This window comes from Pediococcus cellicola (assembly GCF_001438655.1).
In the GTDB taxonomy this organism is placed as follows: domain Bacteria; phylum Bacillota; class Bacilli; order Lactobacillales; family Lactobacillaceae; genus Pediococcus; species Pediococcus cellicola.
Map to the genome: position 1 here is coordinate 149,960 of NZ_JQBR01000004.1, position 14,444 is coordinate 164,403.

Genomic DNA, 14,444 nt, shown 5'->3' on the forward strand with positions numbered 1-14,444 from the left:
ACAGCTAGGCGTTTTTTATTTTTGCTTATTTTTATGATAATCACAGAAAGGCGTGGAAATTATGAGTCTTAAAAACCTTAAAGATGTCACTTATTATGACTTAAATAACGAAATCAACATCCCCGTTGATAACCAAATCCCTTTAAATAAGGATCATGAAGCTCTGGCTGCTTTTTTAGAGCAAAACGTCAAACCCAATACGATGAAATTTGCTTCGTTACAGGATCGTTTTGACTATCTTATACAAAACGATTACATAGACGAAGCCTCCATCAAGAAATATTCGCTGGCATTTTTAGAAAAGCTGTACAAATTTTTAAAAGCACAAGATTTTCATTTCCGCTCTTTTATGGCAGCTTACAAATTTTATGCCCAGTACGCCTTAAAAACGAATGATAATAGTTATTATCTCGAAAATTTCATCGATCGTGTGGCTATGAATGCAACTTACTTTGCAGAAGGCGATGAACAACTTGCGTTAGATATTGCCGATGAAATCATTCATCAGCGTTATCAACCAGCAACACCGAGCTTCTTAAACGCTGGTCGAAAACACCGTGGTGAACTCGTATCTTGTTTTCTTATTCAAGCCACAGACGACATGAACGCCATTGGTCGAACGATCAACTCTGCGCTACAACTATCCAAATTGGGTGGTGGTGTTGGCATTAACCTTAGTAATCTTCGTGAAGCAGGTGCCCCAATCAAGGGGATTGAAGGAGCTGCAAGTGGTGTTGTCCCTGTTATGAAGCTCTTAGAAGATAGTTTTTCTTACGCAAATCAATTGGGTCAGCGTCAAGGCGCCGGCGTAGTTTATCTAAATGTCTTTCATCCAGATATTATTGCTTTCTTATCAGCTAAAAAGGAAAATGCAGATGAAAAGATTCGGGTTAAAACATTATCGCTTGGAGTTGTTGTCCCCGATAAATTTTATGAACTTGCCCGTCAGGATCAAGACATGTATCTTTTTAGTCCCTACTCTGTAGAGAAGTATTATGGCAAACCATTTTCTTACGTCGACATTACGGCCGAATATGATAATATGGTGGCCAACCCCGCCATTACAAAGACCAAATTAAAGGCTCGTGATCTAGAAAATGAACTTTCAAAACTCCAACAAGAGTCTGGGTATCCTTATATTGTTAATGTGGACACCGCAAACCGTGATAATCCAATTTACGGAAAAATTGTAATGAGTAATTTGTGTTCCGAGATTATGCAAGTGCAAACACCTTCACAAATTGATGATAAACAGGAATATACCGAGCTTGGAACTGATATTAGTTGTAATTTAGGTTCTACAAACATTGTAAATATGATGAATACGCCTAACTTTGGGCATTCTGTGGAAACAATGGTACGCGCACTTACCTTTGTGACCGACCACTCCAATATTAATGTGGTCCCATCTATTCAAAATGGCAATTCACTTGCTCACACAATTGGTTTAGGTGCTATGGGTCTACATGGTTATTTAGCAAAAAATCATATGTATTATGGAAATCAAGATTCTTTGGATTTCACTAGTGTTTATTTTATGCTTCTCAATTATTGGACCTTAAAAGCCTCCAACAAAATCGCTCGAGAACGTCAGACTACCTTCCATAATTTTGAAAAGAGTAAGTATGCCGATGGTAGTTACTTTGATAAATATACTTCTCAAGACTGGGGACCTAAAACCAAAAAGGCTCAAGATCTCTTTGCGGGTATTACCATTCCAAGCCGAGAAGACTGGCAAGCTTTAAAAGAAGCTGTTATGAAAGATGGCCTTTATCACCAAAACCGGATGGCCGTCGCACCAACAGGTTCCATTTCATACATTAACGACGCCACTGCTAGTTTACAACCCATTGTCAATCGGGTTGAGGAACGCCAAGAAAAGAAAATTGGTAAAATTTATTTTCCAGCTCCATATTTGGATAACAGTACTTTAAAATATTATCAATCCGCCTACGACATTGATATGCGTAAAGTTGTGGACATATACGCTGCAGCTCAACAGCACGTTGACCAAGGGATGAGTATGACGTTCTTTATGCGTTCTACCATTCCAGAAGGCCTTTACGAATGGAAAGATGGCCGTACTAATAAAATGACAACACGCGATTTGAACATTCTACGTAATTATGCTTATAATAAGGGGATTAAATCAATTTATTATATTCGGACGTTTACTGATAATGATGGCGAAGTTGGTGTTAATCAATGCGAAAGTTGCTCAATTTAATTAAAGTGAGAAAGGAACAATACTTATGGCAGATGCAAAGCTAAATCCATTAAAATGGACTCCCAAAGGTAATTACAAGGCAATTAATTGGAATCAAGTTTCTGATGAAATTGATAAGGCTACTTGGGAAAAATTAACCGAACAATTTTGGTTAGATACCCGAATTCCTATTTCAAACGATCTTGACGACTGGCGAACTTTAGACGAGGATCACAAGTGGGTTGTAGGCCATGTTTTTGGTGGCTTGACCTTACTTGATACACTTCAGTCACAAGACGGAATGGCAGCCCTACGAAAAGACGTCCGTACCCAACATGAAACAGCCGTCTTAAACAATATCCAATTTATGGAATCTGTTCACTCTAAGAGTTACTCTTCTATTTTTGAAACTTTAAATACACCTGAGGAAATTGACGAAATTTTCTCTTGGAGCGACACCGAAGAATTTTTGCAAAATAAAACGAAAAAAATTTACACCCTTTATCATGATGACGGCGATCCTTTGAAGAAGAAAATTTCAAGTGTCTTTCTGGAAACCTTCTTGTTCTATTCTGGTTTCTTTACCCCACTTTACTATTTGGGCCACAACAAACTAACAAATGTTGCTGAAATCATCAAACTTATCTTACGTGATGAATCTGTTCATGGCACTTATATTGGTTATAAATTCCAATTAGCTATGAAAGAACTCCCAGAAAGTAAACAACAGGAGTTGAAGGACTGGATGTTTAATTTCCTTTATGAACTCTATGATAACGAAGAAAAGTATGTACACGTTCTGTATGACCAAGTTGGTTGGACAGACCAAGTTCTAACTTTCACACGTTACAACGCCAACAAAGCCTTAATGAACTTGGGACAAAACCCACTCTTCCCTGATACAGAAGCCGATGTAAATCCCATCGTGATGAATGGTATCTCAACTGGGACGGCCAACCATGACTTCTTCTCACAGGTTGGTAATGGTTACCGCCTGGGACAACTCGAAACCATGTCTGATAAAGATTATAATATTGGGGAACCTAAAGATCACAAATAAATTCTAAAAAATGTCTATAAGTTTGCGAACTTATTGGCGTTTTTTTATTAGGAGGTAAAAACGATGAAATCGATTCGATCAATTTGCGTATTTTGTGGCTCGAATACCGGTTATGACGATAATTTTAAAAAAATAACCATTGAATTAGCTGACTACCTGGCCGTTCATCACTATCGATTAGTCTATGGTGGTGGCCGTCTGGGTCTAATGGGTGTTTTGGGTAACGAGATGCTTGATAAGGGTGGCGATGTTTTAGGTGTCATTCCCAAAGTACTTGTAAATGAAAAATTAGCTCGGATTCCGAACGACAAGATTATCACCACTGCCGATATTTCAGAACGTAAGCAATATATGTTGGATGCCTCAGATGCTTTTATCGCCTTACCTGGTGGCTTTGGTACCTTCGAAGAATTTTTCACCATGTTATCTTGGAGCCAAATCAATCTCCACCAGAATCCACTCGCGCTCTTAAATGTAGATGGTTTTTACGCGCCATTGATTCAATTACTCAACCAAGCTGCAGAGGCTGGTTTTGCACCCAAGGAAAACTTAGATCTATTTGTGACTGCAAAGCACATTCCAGAATTATTCGAAAAGATGGGATCATTTCGTCATACCCAGCCTACTAAATGGACTAATTAGCGACTCATACTTTTATAGCACAACAAAAATACCGATATTTACCTACTAATTTAGGGCTTTATCGGTATTTTTTTGAAACAACTTTATTTAGAATTGGATAAACTTGACCATTCTCACACTTCTGTGGCAAAAAATTTTTACCTTTTGTTCAGCTGTAAGTGCTTCATAACACTACTTGAGAAAAAGTTAAAATTTCCACCACTCTATTCGCATAAACCGCGATAAATCATCAGGATACTATTGGCGATGGGCTCAGACCCACACTATAGCCTCTGTAAAGGCTGCGGTTTCTACGGTACTCCCTTTTCAATACCGTCGTCAGCACCGCTCATATTTACTAAAAGATGGTGTTTCACAACTGCAATTGGGCATACCAATGTATAAAGAGCCTGAATCTTTTTCTGTGCTATGACAGTTAGTTTGATCGTCAGGCCTAACGCTGTGGCTCGCTCATAACCATCGACCCAATTTTTAAATTACTTGCACTCACAATGACAGCATCAAATTGCTCGCTATTTATATAACGTGACTGCTGCATAATCAGCTTTCTGATTTTGTTCAAAACCAGTAACCAGCAAACTTTTGTATTCGAATTAGTTTGTCTCATAAATCTCAAGTTTTTTCCAAAGCAAAGTTCGCTTTTGCACATTGAATTCAATCACAATAACAAAAATGGTACATACGTCCTTTTGAAGATAAAAAAAGAACCCACCGTAAAGTGAGTTCTTTTCAAATGTAAAGTGCTTATTTAATTGTAACTGATGCGCCAGCTTCTTCAAGCTTAGCTTTAACATCGTTTGCTTCTTCTTCAGAAACATCTTCTTTGATTGCTGAAGGTGCTTTGTCAACAAGGTCTTTAGCATCTTTCAAGCCAAGTCCTGTGATTTCACGAACTGCCTTGATAGCCTTAACCTTAGCTGAACCAGCTTCTGTTAATTCAACAGTGAATGATGTCTTAGCAGCAGCACCATCGCCACCTGCAGCACCTGCAGCTGCAACAGGAGCAGCTGCAGAAACACCGAATTCGTCTTCGATAGCTTTAACTAAGTCATTTAAGTCAGTAATTGAAGCGCCTTTTAAGTCTTCAATAAATTGGTCTTTATCTAATGCCATTTTTTGTTTCCTCCATTTGTATGTCTAATTTAATTATGCAGCGTCTTCTTCAGACTTTTTATCTGCAACAGCTTTAACAGCGTATGCCACATTACGAACAGGTGCTTGTAATACATTAGCAAGCATGCTGAGCAAGTCTTCACGGCTTGGCATTGAAGCATATGTGTTGATTTCTTCGATTGAAGCTACTTTACCTTCGATCATGCCACCCTTAAGTGTAAGTGCGTCATGTTCATCAGCAAATTTCTTCAAAATCTTTGCAGGAGCTACTGGATCCTCATCAGAGAATGCAACAGCACTTGGTCCAACAAAGACATCATTTAAGTCTTTATAACCAGCTTTTTCTGCAGCACGAGTCAAAATCTTGTTTTTAATCACATGCAATGTAACACCAGCATCACGTAATTCCTTACGTAACTCAGTGTCTTCTGCAACTGTTAATCCACGAGAATCAACAACGATTGCGGAAGCGGCTTTGCTAAAATAATCAACAGCTGTATCAACAATTGCTGCTTTTTTAGCGATTGCTTCTTTACTCATTAATTTTCACCTCCAGCAATTTTTTAATTATAAAAAAATCCGCACCCAGACCTGGGATACGGAAATTTACATTTCTACGTTCCTCGGCAGGTAATATTAAGACGAAATCGTCACCTGAGTCTTAGGCAAATTTTATTATAATTTACTTATCCAAGTTACCATAGCGTTTAATACATGTCAACCTACAATTCAAACTAGAATTGGGCCAAATCAACATGAACGCCAGGACCAAATGTAGAAGCTACAGAAACGTTCTTCACATAAGTTCCTTTAACAGATGCTGGACGAGCACGTACAATTGTATCTTCAATCACATTCAAGTTGCCTAACAACTTGTCAGCATCAAATGATACTTTACCAATTGGCACATGAACATTACCGTCACGGTCTGTTCTGTAAGTAACCTTACCAGCTTTTGATTCCTCAACAGCCTTAGTTACATCCATAGTAACTGTGCCAGTCTTAGGGTTAGGCATTAAGCCTTTAGGTCCAAGGACACGGCCTAAACGACCAACTTGAGCCATCATATCAGGTGTTGCAATAGCAACATCAAAATCTAGCCAACCGTCTTGAATGCGTTGAACCAAATCATCATCACCCACAACATCAGCACCAGCTGCTTGTGCGTCTTTAGCTTTTTGACCTTTAGCAAATACGATTACAGTTTGTTCCTTACCAGTACCATTTGGTAAAACAACCGCACCACGTAATTGTTGGTCTGCTTGTTTTGTATCTACATTTAATTTAAAAACTGTTTCAACAGTTGCATCAAATTTAGCGAAATCAACCTTTTTGACTAATTCCAAAGCTTCCTTTGGTGCATATGCTTTTGTGGTATCAACTTGCTTTAAAGCGTCTTGATACTTTTTACCTCTTTTTGCCATCTGTGTTTTCCTCCTTGCAAATGTGGTTTTATCGGATTTTCCTCCCACTTGATACATCCACTTTAATGGAGTATCCGACTACAACAACCTAGTCTTTAACTTCAAAGCCCATGCTGCGTGCAGTACCTTCGACCATGCGCATTGCAGATTCAACATTTGCAGCGTTTAGATCTTGCATTTTTGTTTCGGCGATTTCCTTAACTTGATCCTTGGTTACAGTTGCAACCTTGTTCGTGTTAGGTTCACCAGAACCATGTTCAACACCGGCAGCTTTCTTCAAGAGAACAGAAGCAGGTGGAGTCTTTGTAATAAAGTCAAATGAACGATCTTCATAAACTGTAATTACGACAGGAATTAACATGCCAGCTTGGTCAGCTGTACGTGCATTAAATTCCTTTGTGAATCCCATGATATTAATACCTGCTTGCCCTAATGCAGGACCAACTGGTGGAGCCGGAGTTGCTTTTCCGGCGGGAATTTGCAATTTAACAACGTTTGCTACTTTTTTTGCCACGAGACATACCTCCTTATAAGTCCGTGTGTGGTATGATGAGGATTTAAATTTCCTCTCCCACGCTTATATATGCACAAAAGCATACCCCAAGAGTATACCATGTAATGTTCAAAAGAACAAACACAGATTTAATCAAGCTTATCGATCTGATCCATATCAAGCTCAGTACTTGTTTCTCGTCCAAACATATTGATGTTGACCTTTAACTTCATATTCTTATTATCAACTTCAGTAATTTTACCTGTTAAGCCAGAAAAGGCACCATCAACAATTTTAACCGTCTCGCCTTCTTCAACATCAATATCAGCATGCCGTACAGACATCCCTAAATGTCTTAAAATACGCTCTGCTTCATCTGGTAATAATGGTGATGGTTTACTACCTGAACCATGTGAGCCGACAAAGCCTGTTACACCAGGCGTATTTCGGACAATATACCAAGACTGGTCTGTCATGACCATTTCTACAAGTACATATCCAGGAAACTCTTTTTTCATTGTAACTTTATCTTTACCATTCTTATTTTCATGCTCTTCTTCTTCAGGTACTACCACTCGAAAAATGTTATCCTGCATCCCCATTGATTGAGAACGAGACTCCAAATTCGCCTTTACTTTGTTTTCATAACCTGAATACGTATGTAGCACATACCAATTTTTTGCTGCAGATTCCAATTTATTTCTCCTTTGAATGTTGACCAAAATAAAAAAACTCCGTCTCCACGAAGTTCCATCACAAGTATTGTATCAAAAAAAAACAATTAGTGCCATCGATTTACTGGAATAAACCAAGAAAAAGTTGAACTAACCAATCTACTAAAGCGAAAAACGCCACGAAGAATACGGACAGTCCAATGACAGAAGAAGAATCTTTACGTAATTGACGTCCGTTTGGCCAAGTAACTTCATGCATCTCATGAATAACACTTTTTATAAATTTCATTGAACTTTCCTCCTAGCGAGTTTCTCGATGTAGCGTGTGTTTGTTACAATGTTTACAGTATTTTTTAACTTCTAATCTTGTCGTACGATTAGGGTTTGCGGCCACTGTATAATTTCGTGATCCGCAAACCGAACATGCTAAGGCAATTTGTTTTTGCGCCATTATTATATATCTCCCTAATTAATCAAACCTAACTTTATCATGCCGTTGTCAGCATGTCAATTTCATTACTTTGTGACTAGACCTGATCAAAATAAACTGAGTAATCAAAAAATAGAGCCGAAGCCCTATTTTAATCACATATCATTGAAACACACGTCGTGTAAATTTATTTCGGCACCGATTAATCGCGTTTAATACTTGTGACTCTTCACAATTTAAAATCTTTGCAATCTGAGCACTAGTTTTTCCCGCGAAAAAAAGTCCTGACACTTGCGACTCAAACTTAGAAAGATCCGCACAATAATTCCGACAATCCTCTTTCAAAACGGCAAGTTCATGCGGACCACCGTGCTTGGTCACAAATAACCTTTCATATTCACTGCTTTCATTCTGCATGGCATCCAGTGAACTACAAAGTAAATTCGACCGCCGCTTAAACGCCATTTCTCGGCGAATCAAACTATAAATCCGATTTTGAAAGTTGGTTTGAAAGAATTTTCCCAAAGTGATATGGCGCTGACCATCAAAATTAGCAATCGTATTAAAAAAAGTGATTCGGCCTTCTTGCAACCAATCGTCACGATCATAACCTCTCAAAAAATACTTGGCTTTGACACGCATGACGATTGGGAGATACTGCTGAAATAAATACTCAAAACTATCTGAATCGCCTGCTCTACTGGCTTCAATTAGTTTTTGTTCACGTGCATATTCAATTTTACGTACATTGTTAGTCATTTAAGGCTCCTAACCAGCCTCCTCGAAAAATAATATACCAAAATAGCTGCTCATACATCAAGAGAACGTACGTTTAAATGGGAGAATTATGTTGTTTTTTACAGAAAATAAAACTGCGAAAAAAGGTGCTCAATAACAACCTTTTTCGCAGTTTTTCGTTAATTTTGCGTACTATTTTTCAAAAACTTCCTACTTCTACAATAAATGCCGAGTTGAAAATCCCTGATAGATTAATAAACTAGCTGCAACACTGGCATTTAAACTTTGCACTTGGCCAACCATTGGAATCGTTAAGGTCTCATCCACCTGTTTTTTCAATAGTGGTGAAATTCCCTTTCCTTCATTGCCAATCACCAAGCCAACCGAGCCTGTGGCATCCCAACGTCGATAATCGGTCCCGTTCATATCGGTCCCGAATATCCACATGCCTCGTTTCTTTAATTCTTTGACTGTATTAACCAAGTTGGTCACCCGAACCACCGGCACATGTTCAATGGCCCCGGCAGATGTTTTTGCAACCGTACTGGTTAATCCAACCGCACGATGCTTAGGAATAATAACGCCATGCACCCCAGCTGCATCAGCTGTTCGTAATATTGATCCCAAATTATGAGGATCCTCAATGCTGTCTAAAATGAGGACAAACGGGGCTTCATCTTTAGCGGCCGCTTTTTTGAACACGTCTTCCAAGTCTGCATATTCAAAAGCTGCAATTGCCAAAACAACACCCTGATGATTTTGTCCATCAGCTAAATGGTCTAATTTATGTTTGGGAACTTGCGACACAATTAACTTTCTTTTTTCCGCTAACTTCACAATGTCGTGGATAGCGTCCGCTTTCAATCCTTCTTGAATAAACACTTTATTAATCGTTTGCTGTGATTTTAGAGCGGACACAGCAGGATGCCGGCCAATGATAAAATCACCTGATGCTTCAGATGTTTCATTAGAAGTCTGCTGCTCATTTTGTTTATTTTGTGTCATGCGTGATAATTCCTTCCTCGACTTGGTCGATACACCAATTGGCTAGCCAATCTAATCGTTCTTGCTGACCGCTCAACGAAAGGTAGCCCATAAGTGCTTCAAATCCTGTTGAAATTCGATAAGTCAGCACCGAAGTATTTTTGGCCGATGTGTGGCTTTTGGCATTTCGTCCTCGCTTAAAATACTCTTGTTCGGTTTCCGTCAAAATTTTTTGCTCTGTCATGGCGCCAATCAACGCTGCCTGTGCTTTAGCAGAAACAAAATTGGTTGCCGTATGATGCAGTTTAGTAGGCTTAGTTAACCCTTTTTGGATCAAATGTCTCCTTATATAAACTTCGTACACGGCATCTCCTAAATAAGCGAGCGCAATACCATTTAGTTGTCGATAATCTTCTGTCATTTACCTATATCCTTTTCCATCTTGTGCCCTGAGGCGTATCTTCTAAGACAATCCCTTGACTTTTAAGTTGATCACGAATTTCATCACTGCGTTGAAAATCTTTATTATCTCTAGCCGCATTTCGCTGTTCAATGAGTGCTTTAATGGTGTCATCTTCCAAATGATCATCAGCTAATTGAATTCCAAAAATACCAACTAATTGCGTAAATTTCGATTTCAAAAAGGCCAATGTGTCTTGTTTCACGTTTACACGCTCACTGTATACATTTAAAACCTTAGCTAGTTCATAAACCACAGCAATCCCGTTTTGAGCATTAAAGTCGTCATCCATGGCCTGATTAAATTGCCCCACTAACGTCTCAACTTGTTGTGTCACTTCAGGATCCGTCCCAGGTGTGGCATCTTTAAAACGATAATTGAGATTTGTGAAGGCGTTCTTTAATTTGGCTAAGTTGTTGCCCGCTTCTGCTAAGTTTGCCTTCGTATATTGAATAGGTCGACGATACTGTGTCGTCGCCATAAACAATCGTAAAATCTGAGGATCCATTTGCTGTACAATATCATGAACAGTCACAAAATTACCAAGCGATTTACTCATTTTTTCGTTTTCATCACCAACGGTCACAAAACCATTGTGCATCCAGTAATTTGAGAAAGTTTTACCTGTTTTTGCCTCACTTTGGGCAATCTCATTTTCATGATGCGGAAATTCAAGATCTTCACCACCAGCATGAATATCAATTGTTTCTCCCAAATACTTGGTGGCCATTACAGAACACTCAATGTGCCAACCCGGTCGGCCTTTTCCCCAAGGTGCCTGCCAGGAAATCTCGTCTCCTTTTGCCCCTTTCCATAATGCAAAATCAATGGGATCTTCCTTGCGGGCTGTTTCTTCATCGCTCACGTGCTCACTGGCCCCCTGCTCAAGATCGTCAATATTCTGACCTGACAGTTCACCATAATGCTGAAACTTCCGGGTGCGATAGTAAACGTCCCCTTCTGAAACATAAGCATAGCCTTTATCCAACAAAACCTGTATAAAATCAATGATTTCCGGAATATTTTCGGTTGCCCGCGGATTAACCGTTGCAGGTTCCACATTAACTGCTTGGCTATCCTGCATAAACGCCTTAATATATTTTTCAGCTAATTGAGGTACAGTTGTATGGTCTTTTTTGGCTGTATGAATCATTTTGTCATCAACATCTGTAAAATTAGACACAAAATTTACTTTGTAACCTCGATACTCAAAATAGCGCCGAATAGTATCAAACGCAATGATACTACGCGCATTGCCAATATGAATATAATTGTAGACTGTGGGTCCACACACATACATGTTCACAATATGAGGTGTAATCGGTTGAAAAACCTCCTTTTTGCGCGTCATCGTATTATATAGAGTTATCATAAAAGCGGCCCTCTTTCCTGTTTTCATTCTGCTTTGATTTTATCACATATCGCAATATGCAATATAGAAAACTCCCTTTTTCAAATTCAAAGCACTTAAAAAAACAACTAATTCAAAGGTTTGTACCTTTAAATCAGTTGTTCTTCTTGAATCATTATGCCAATTCATCAATCATAGCTTTAAGATGTGACATAGCCGTTTTTTGGCCTAATAACTCAATTGTTTCTGGTAATTCAGGGCCATGCATTTCATGGGTAATCGCAATTCGAATTGGCATCCAAAGCGCGCGTCCCTTTACGCCCGTCTCTTTTTGAACGGACTTGATTGCTGCCAAAATTTCAACCGTATCAAAAATAACCATTTGTTCAAACTTGGCATATAAAGCCTTTAAGACTGGTAAAGCTGTATCCGCAGAAATTTCCTGACGTGACTCTTCATCAATCTCATCTGGTCCATTGAAAAACAAATCAGCCATTTCGTTAATTTGTGCGGTATAACTCATTTGTCGTTTATACACATTGATTAACTTTCGAGCCCATTCCACACGTTCCGGTGCCGGATTCTTTTCAATATTACCCGCTTTAATTAACTGACGTAATGCAGAATCCATAACGCGGTCTTCGTCTGCAGCTTTTACATACTGGTTATTAATCCACTCCAGTTTTTTACCGTCAAAAGCAGCAGGGGATTTGCTCAACCGTTTTTCATCATACATCTTAATTAATTCACGTTGCGTAAAGATTTCACTTTCGCCAACTGGTGACCAGCCTAGTAAGACAATAAAGTTTAACATGGCATCTGGAAGATAACCCAAGTCACGATATTGTTCAATAAACTGAAGCACACTTTCATCTCGTTTGCTTAGCTTTTTACCGGTTTCAGTATTAATAATTAAACTCATGTGACCAAACTTAGGTGGTTGCCAGCCAAACGCTTCATAAATCATCAATTGTTTTGGCGTATTGGCAACATGGTCATCGCCACGGAAAACGTGAGAAATTTCCATTTTATGATCATCAACGACAACCGCAAAATTATATGTTGGCATACCATCGCGTTTTTGAATCACAAAATCGCCACCAATGGTACTAGAATCAAAGGAAATATTGCCTTTAACAATATCATCCCAGCTATATGTTTTATGTTCTGGGACCCGGAAACGAATAACAGGCTCTAAACCAGCGGCTTTTGATTCTGCAATTTTAGCGGCTATTTGTTCTTTAGTCATTCCCGCATACTCATACTCATAGTGAGGCATCTCGCCACGTGCTTTTTGAGCTTCACGTTGCTTTTGAAGTTCCTCTTCGGTCTCATAAGATTCGTAAGCCAAATCTTTATCCATTAATTCTTGGATTAGGGGTTCATAAATTGCTTTTCGTTCAGATTGACGATAAGGACCATAATCACCTGGCTTATCAGGACCTTCATCCCAATCAAGACCCAACCATTTCAGATTTTCAAGCTGGCTACGTTCCCCATCCTTGATATTGCGGCTGGTATCCGTATCCTCAATTCGAATAATAAACTTGCCTTTGTAATGTCGCGCAAACAAATAATTAAATAGAGCTGTTCTCGCATTACCAATATGCAAATGACCAGTAGGACTTGGTGCATAACGAACACGAATCTTACTTTTTGCCAAAATTAACGCCTCTTTCTTCATTTTTCACATTTTATTGCTTAATCAATTGTACAATTGCCATTCAAATAAATAAAGGTACAATCACGCTATTTTTCTGAATGCTGATCGGTAATTCCTCTAGTTGAATGCGCCGGTTTGGCGAAAATCATTCTTCCTGCATCCGTTTGAAGCGCACTGGTGACAACAACATCTAATTCTTGATTAATAAAGTACTTACCTTCTTCAACCACAACCATTGTGCCATCATCCAAGTAAGCAACTCCCTGTTGCCGTTCAGTTCCGTTTTTAACGACCATGACGTGCAACCCCTCACCAGGAATCACTCGAGGCTTCAAAGCATTCGCCAACGCGTTAATATTTAAGACTTGTACATTTTGAAATTGACTGACTTTATTCAAATTAAAATCATTCGTCACGATCACCGCGTCTTTATCTTTAGCAAGTTGAATCAGTTTACTGTCAACTTCTTCGATTTCGTCGTAATCGCCTTCGTACATTTCAATCGGCACAATACGCTCATTTTGCAATTTATTTAAAATGTCTAGGCCACGACGGCCACGAACCCGTTTAATACTGTCGGATGAATCTGCGATATACTGCAATTCATAAAGCACAAAATTAGGAACCAACAAGGTGCCCTCAATAAATCCCGTTTTGATCAAGTCGTAAATACGACCATCAATTAAAATATTGGTATCGAGAATCTTATAGTGGTGAAAATTATCAGAAACTTTTCGATCCAACACATTTTTAGCACTTTCTGGTTCTTTACGTCTCGTAAAGAGCTTGCGCCACTCATCTGCTTGCGTCGTCCCAATTCGAAATCCTAAATAACCTAAAATGAGCATCAAAATAATCGGTACTACTGTATTTAAAAAGAAGATTTGTTGTCGATAAAATAAGGTCGAAATTAAGATTGCTAAAATCAAGCCTATCCCCGTCGACATACTTCCGTACAATAATTTAACTAGTGGAATTTTAGAAATTTGCTTTTCTAAGCGACTTACTAATCGTTCCACATAACCGGCTAAGAACAATGAAATAATAAAGAAAATAATTGCACCGACTAAAAAATTTGTTACTGAGTTGCTTAGCCACCAATGATTCCCCAACGATAGTAAAATCCAAAGCGGTGGCAAGAGAATGACACCAAGTGCCCCACCTGCCAACGCAAAGACTGCTTTAATGATTCTTCTTTTCATTAAA

17 protein-coding genes and 1 other annotated feature are annotated in these 14,444 nt (G+C 38.8%); of the genes, 3 read left to right on the forward strand and 14 right to left on the reverse strand.

Annotated features, from left to right (window positions below):
* Positions 1 to 61 precede the first annotated feature (61 nt).
* From nrdE to IV80_RS05165, 3 genes are all read left to right on the forward strand, one after another.
* The gene (nrdE, locus tag IV80_RS05155) at positions 62 to 2,227 is read left to right on the forward strand and encodes a class 1b ribonucleoside-diphosphate reductase subunit alpha (RefSeq protein ID WP_057750540.1); all 2,166 of its coding nucleotides are present in this window, start codon (positions 62 to 64) and stop codon (positions 2,225 to 2,227) included.
* Positions 2,228 to 2,252: 25 nt separating this feature from the next.
* Positions 2,253 to 3,266 carry a class 1b ribonucleoside-diphosphate reductase subunit beta gene (gene nrdF / locus IV80_RS05160; protein ID WP_057750543.1) on the forward strand — a complete coding sequence of 338 codons (1,014 nt, stop codon included), beginning with the start codon at positions 2,253 to 2,255 and terminating at the stop codon, positions 3,264 to 3,266.
* Positions 3,267 to 3,329: 63 nt separating this feature from the next.
* Positions 3,330 to 3,908, forward strand: coding sequence for an LOG family protein (locus tag IV80_RS05165; RefSeq protein ID WP_057750546.1), 579 nt, complete (start codon positions 3,330 to 3,332; stop codon positions 3,906 to 3,908).
* Positions 3,909 to 4,341: 433 nt separating this feature from the next.
* Here IV80_RS05165 and IV80_RS10090 read toward each other — a convergent pair whose 3' ends face one another.
* The 14 genes from IV80_RS10090 to IV80_RS05225 form a co-directional block, all read right to left on the reverse strand.
* Positions 4,342 to 4,515, reverse strand: coding sequence for a hypothetical protein (locus IV80_RS10090; RefSeq protein WP_157048828.1), 174 nt, complete (start codon positions 4,513 to 4,515; stop codon positions 4,342 to 4,344).
* Positions 4,516 to 4,652: 137 nt separating this feature from the next.
* The gene (rplL, locus tag IV80_RS05170) at positions 4,653 to 5,021 is read right to left on the reverse strand and encodes a 50S ribosomal protein L7/L12 (RefSeq protein WP_057750550.1); all 369 of its coding nucleotides are present in this window, start codon (positions 5,019 to 5,021) and stop codon (positions 4,653 to 4,655) included.
* Positions 5,022 to 5,054: 33 nt separating this feature from the next.
* Complete coding sequence (gene rplJ, locus IV80_RS05175) at positions 5,055 to 5,561, reverse strand: 50S ribosomal protein L10 (RefSeq protein ID WP_057750552.1); 507 nt, start codon at positions 5,559 to 5,561, stop codon at positions 5,055 to 5,057.
* 23 nt (positions 5,562 to 5,584) lie between these two features.
* Positions 5,585 to 5,705: a sequence feature (ribosomal protein L10 leader region), on the reverse strand.
* A gap of 50 nt (positions 5,706 to 5,755) precedes the next feature.
* The gene (gene rplA, locus IV80_RS05180) at positions 5,756 to 6,445 is read right to left on the reverse strand and encodes a 50S ribosomal protein L1 (protein ID WP_057750555.1); all 690 of its coding nucleotides are present in this window, start codon (positions 6,443 to 6,445) and stop codon (positions 5,756 to 5,758) included.
* An 88-nt stretch (positions 6,446 to 6,533) separates the two neighbouring features.
* Complete coding sequence (gene rplK / locus IV80_RS05185) at positions 6,534 to 6,959, reverse strand: 50S ribosomal protein L11 (RefSeq protein WP_057750558.1); 426 nt, start codon at positions 6,957 to 6,959, stop codon at positions 6,534 to 6,536.
* 128 nt (positions 6,960 to 7,087) lie between these two features.
* Positions 7,088 to 7,633 carry a transcription termination/antitermination protein NusG gene (gene nusG / locus IV80_RS05190; RefSeq protein WP_057750561.1) on the reverse strand — a complete coding sequence of 182 codons (546 nt, stop codon included), beginning with the start codon at positions 7,631 to 7,633 and terminating at the stop codon, positions 7,088 to 7,090.
* Positions 7,634 to 7,733: 100 nt separating this feature from the next.
* Complete coding sequence (gene secE / locus IV80_RS05195) at positions 7,734 to 7,901, reverse strand: preprotein translocase subunit SecE (protein ID WP_057750562.1); 168 nt, start codon at positions 7,899 to 7,901, stop codon at positions 7,734 to 7,736.
* Between the two features lie 12 nt (positions 7,902 to 7,913).
* Positions 7,914 to 8,063, reverse strand: coding sequence for a 50S ribosomal protein L33 (rpmG, locus tag IV80_RS09995; RefSeq protein ID WP_083490520.1), 150 nt, complete (start codon positions 8,061 to 8,063; stop codon positions 7,914 to 7,916).
* Positions 8,064 to 8,204: 141 nt separating this feature from the next.
* On the reverse strand, positions 8,205 to 8,801 hold the full coding sequence (locus IV80_RS05200) for a sigma-70 family RNA polymerase sigma factor (protein WP_057750563.1): 597 nt from the start codon (positions 8,799 to 8,801) through the stop codon (positions 8,205 to 8,207).
* A gap of 195 nt (positions 8,802 to 8,996) precedes the next feature.
* Positions 8,997 to 9,785, reverse strand: coding sequence for a 23S rRNA (guanosine(2251)-2'-O)-methyltransferase RlmB (gene rlmB, locus IV80_RS05205; RefSeq protein ID WP_057750564.1), 789 nt, complete (start codon positions 9,783 to 9,785; stop codon positions 8,997 to 8,999).
* Positions 9,772 to 10,185, reverse strand: a complete 414-nt coding sequence (locus tag IV80_RS05210) for a Mini-ribonuclease 3 (RefSeq protein WP_057750569.1) — start codon at positions 10,183 to 10,185, stop codon at positions 9,772 to 9,774. Before IV80_RS05210 ends, rlmB begins: the two co-directional genes overlap by 14 nt.
* A gap of 4 nt (positions 10,186 to 10,189) precedes the next feature.
* Positions 10,190 to 11,596 (reverse strand): cysteine--tRNA ligase, encoded by a 1,407-nt coding sequence (gene cysS / locus IV80_RS05215; protein WP_057750572.1) that lies wholly within the window; start codon positions 11,594 to 11,596, stop codon positions 10,190 to 10,192.
* Positions 11,597 to 11,750: 154 nt separating this feature from the next.
* A complete protein-coding gene (gene gltX / locus IV80_RS05220) occupies positions 11,751 to 13,238 on the reverse strand; it encodes a glutamate--tRNA ligase (RefSeq protein WP_057750575.1) in 1,488 nt (495 codons plus the stop codon).
* A gap of 86 nt (positions 13,239 to 13,324) precedes the next feature.
* Positions 13,325 to 14,440, reverse strand: coding sequence for a PIN/TRAM domain-containing protein (locus IV80_RS05225; RefSeq protein ID WP_057750578.1), 1,116 nt, complete (start codon positions 14,438 to 14,440; stop codon positions 13,325 to 13,327).
* Positions 14,441 to 14,444 lie beyond the last annotated feature (4 nt).

What these genes read in the sequence shown, in the direction of transcription:
- nrdE (WP_057750540.1), top strand. Translation starts at nt 62, where the DNA reads ATGAGTCTTAAAAACCTTAAAGATGTCACTTATTATGACTTAAATAAC.
- nrdF (WP_057750543.1), top strand. Translation starts at nt 2,253, where the DNA reads ATGGCAGATGCAAAGCTAAATCCATTAAAATGGACTCCCAAAGGTAAT.
- IV80_RS05165 (WP_057750546.1), top strand. Translation starts at nt 3,330, where the DNA reads ATGAAATCGATTCGATCAATTTGCGTATTTTGTGGCTCGAATACCGGT.
- IV80_RS10090 (WP_157048828.1), bottom strand. Translation starts at nt 4,515, where the DNA reads ATGAGACAAACTAATTCGAATACAAAAGTTTGCTGGTTACTGGTTTTG.
- rplL (WP_057750550.1), bottom strand. Translation starts at nt 5,021, where the DNA reads ATGGCATTAGATAAAGACCAATTTATTGAAGACTTAAAAGGCGCTTCA.
- rplJ (WP_057750552.1), bottom strand. Translation starts at nt 5,561, where the DNA reads ATGAGTAAAGAAGCAATCGCTAAAAAAGCAGCAATTGTTGATACAGCT.
- rplA (WP_057750555.1), bottom strand. Translation starts at nt 6,445, where the DNA reads ATGGCAAAAAGAGGTAAAAAGTATCAAGACGCTTTAAAGCAAGTTGAT.
- secE (WP_057750562.1), bottom strand. Translation starts at nt 7,901, where the DNA reads ATGAAATTTATAAAAAGTGTTATTCATGAGATGCATGAAGTTACTTGG.
- rpmG (WP_083490520.1), bottom strand. Translation starts at nt 8,063, where the DNA reads ATGGCGCAAAAACAAATTGCCTTAGCATGTTCGGTTTGCGGATCACGA.
- IV80_RS05200 (WP_057750563.1), bottom strand. Translation starts at nt 8,801, where the DNA reads ATGACTAACAATGTACGTAAAATTGAATATGCACGTGAACAAAAACTA.
- rlmB (WP_057750564.1), bottom strand. Translation starts at nt 9,785, where the DNA reads ATGACACAAAATAAACAAAATGAGCAGCAGACTTCTAATGAAACATCT.
- IV80_RS05210 (WP_057750569.1), bottom strand. Translation starts at nt 10,185, where the DNA reads ATGACAGAAGATTATCGACAACTAAATGGTATTGCGCTCGCTTATTTA.
- cysS (WP_057750572.1), bottom strand. Translation starts at nt 11,596, where the DNA reads ATGATAACTCTATATAATACGATGACGCGCAAAAAGGAGGTTTTTCAA.
- IV80_RS05225 (WP_057750578.1), bottom strand. Translation starts at nt 14,440, where the DNA reads ATGAAAAGAAGAATCATTAAAGCAGTCTTTGCGTTGGCAGGTGGGGCA.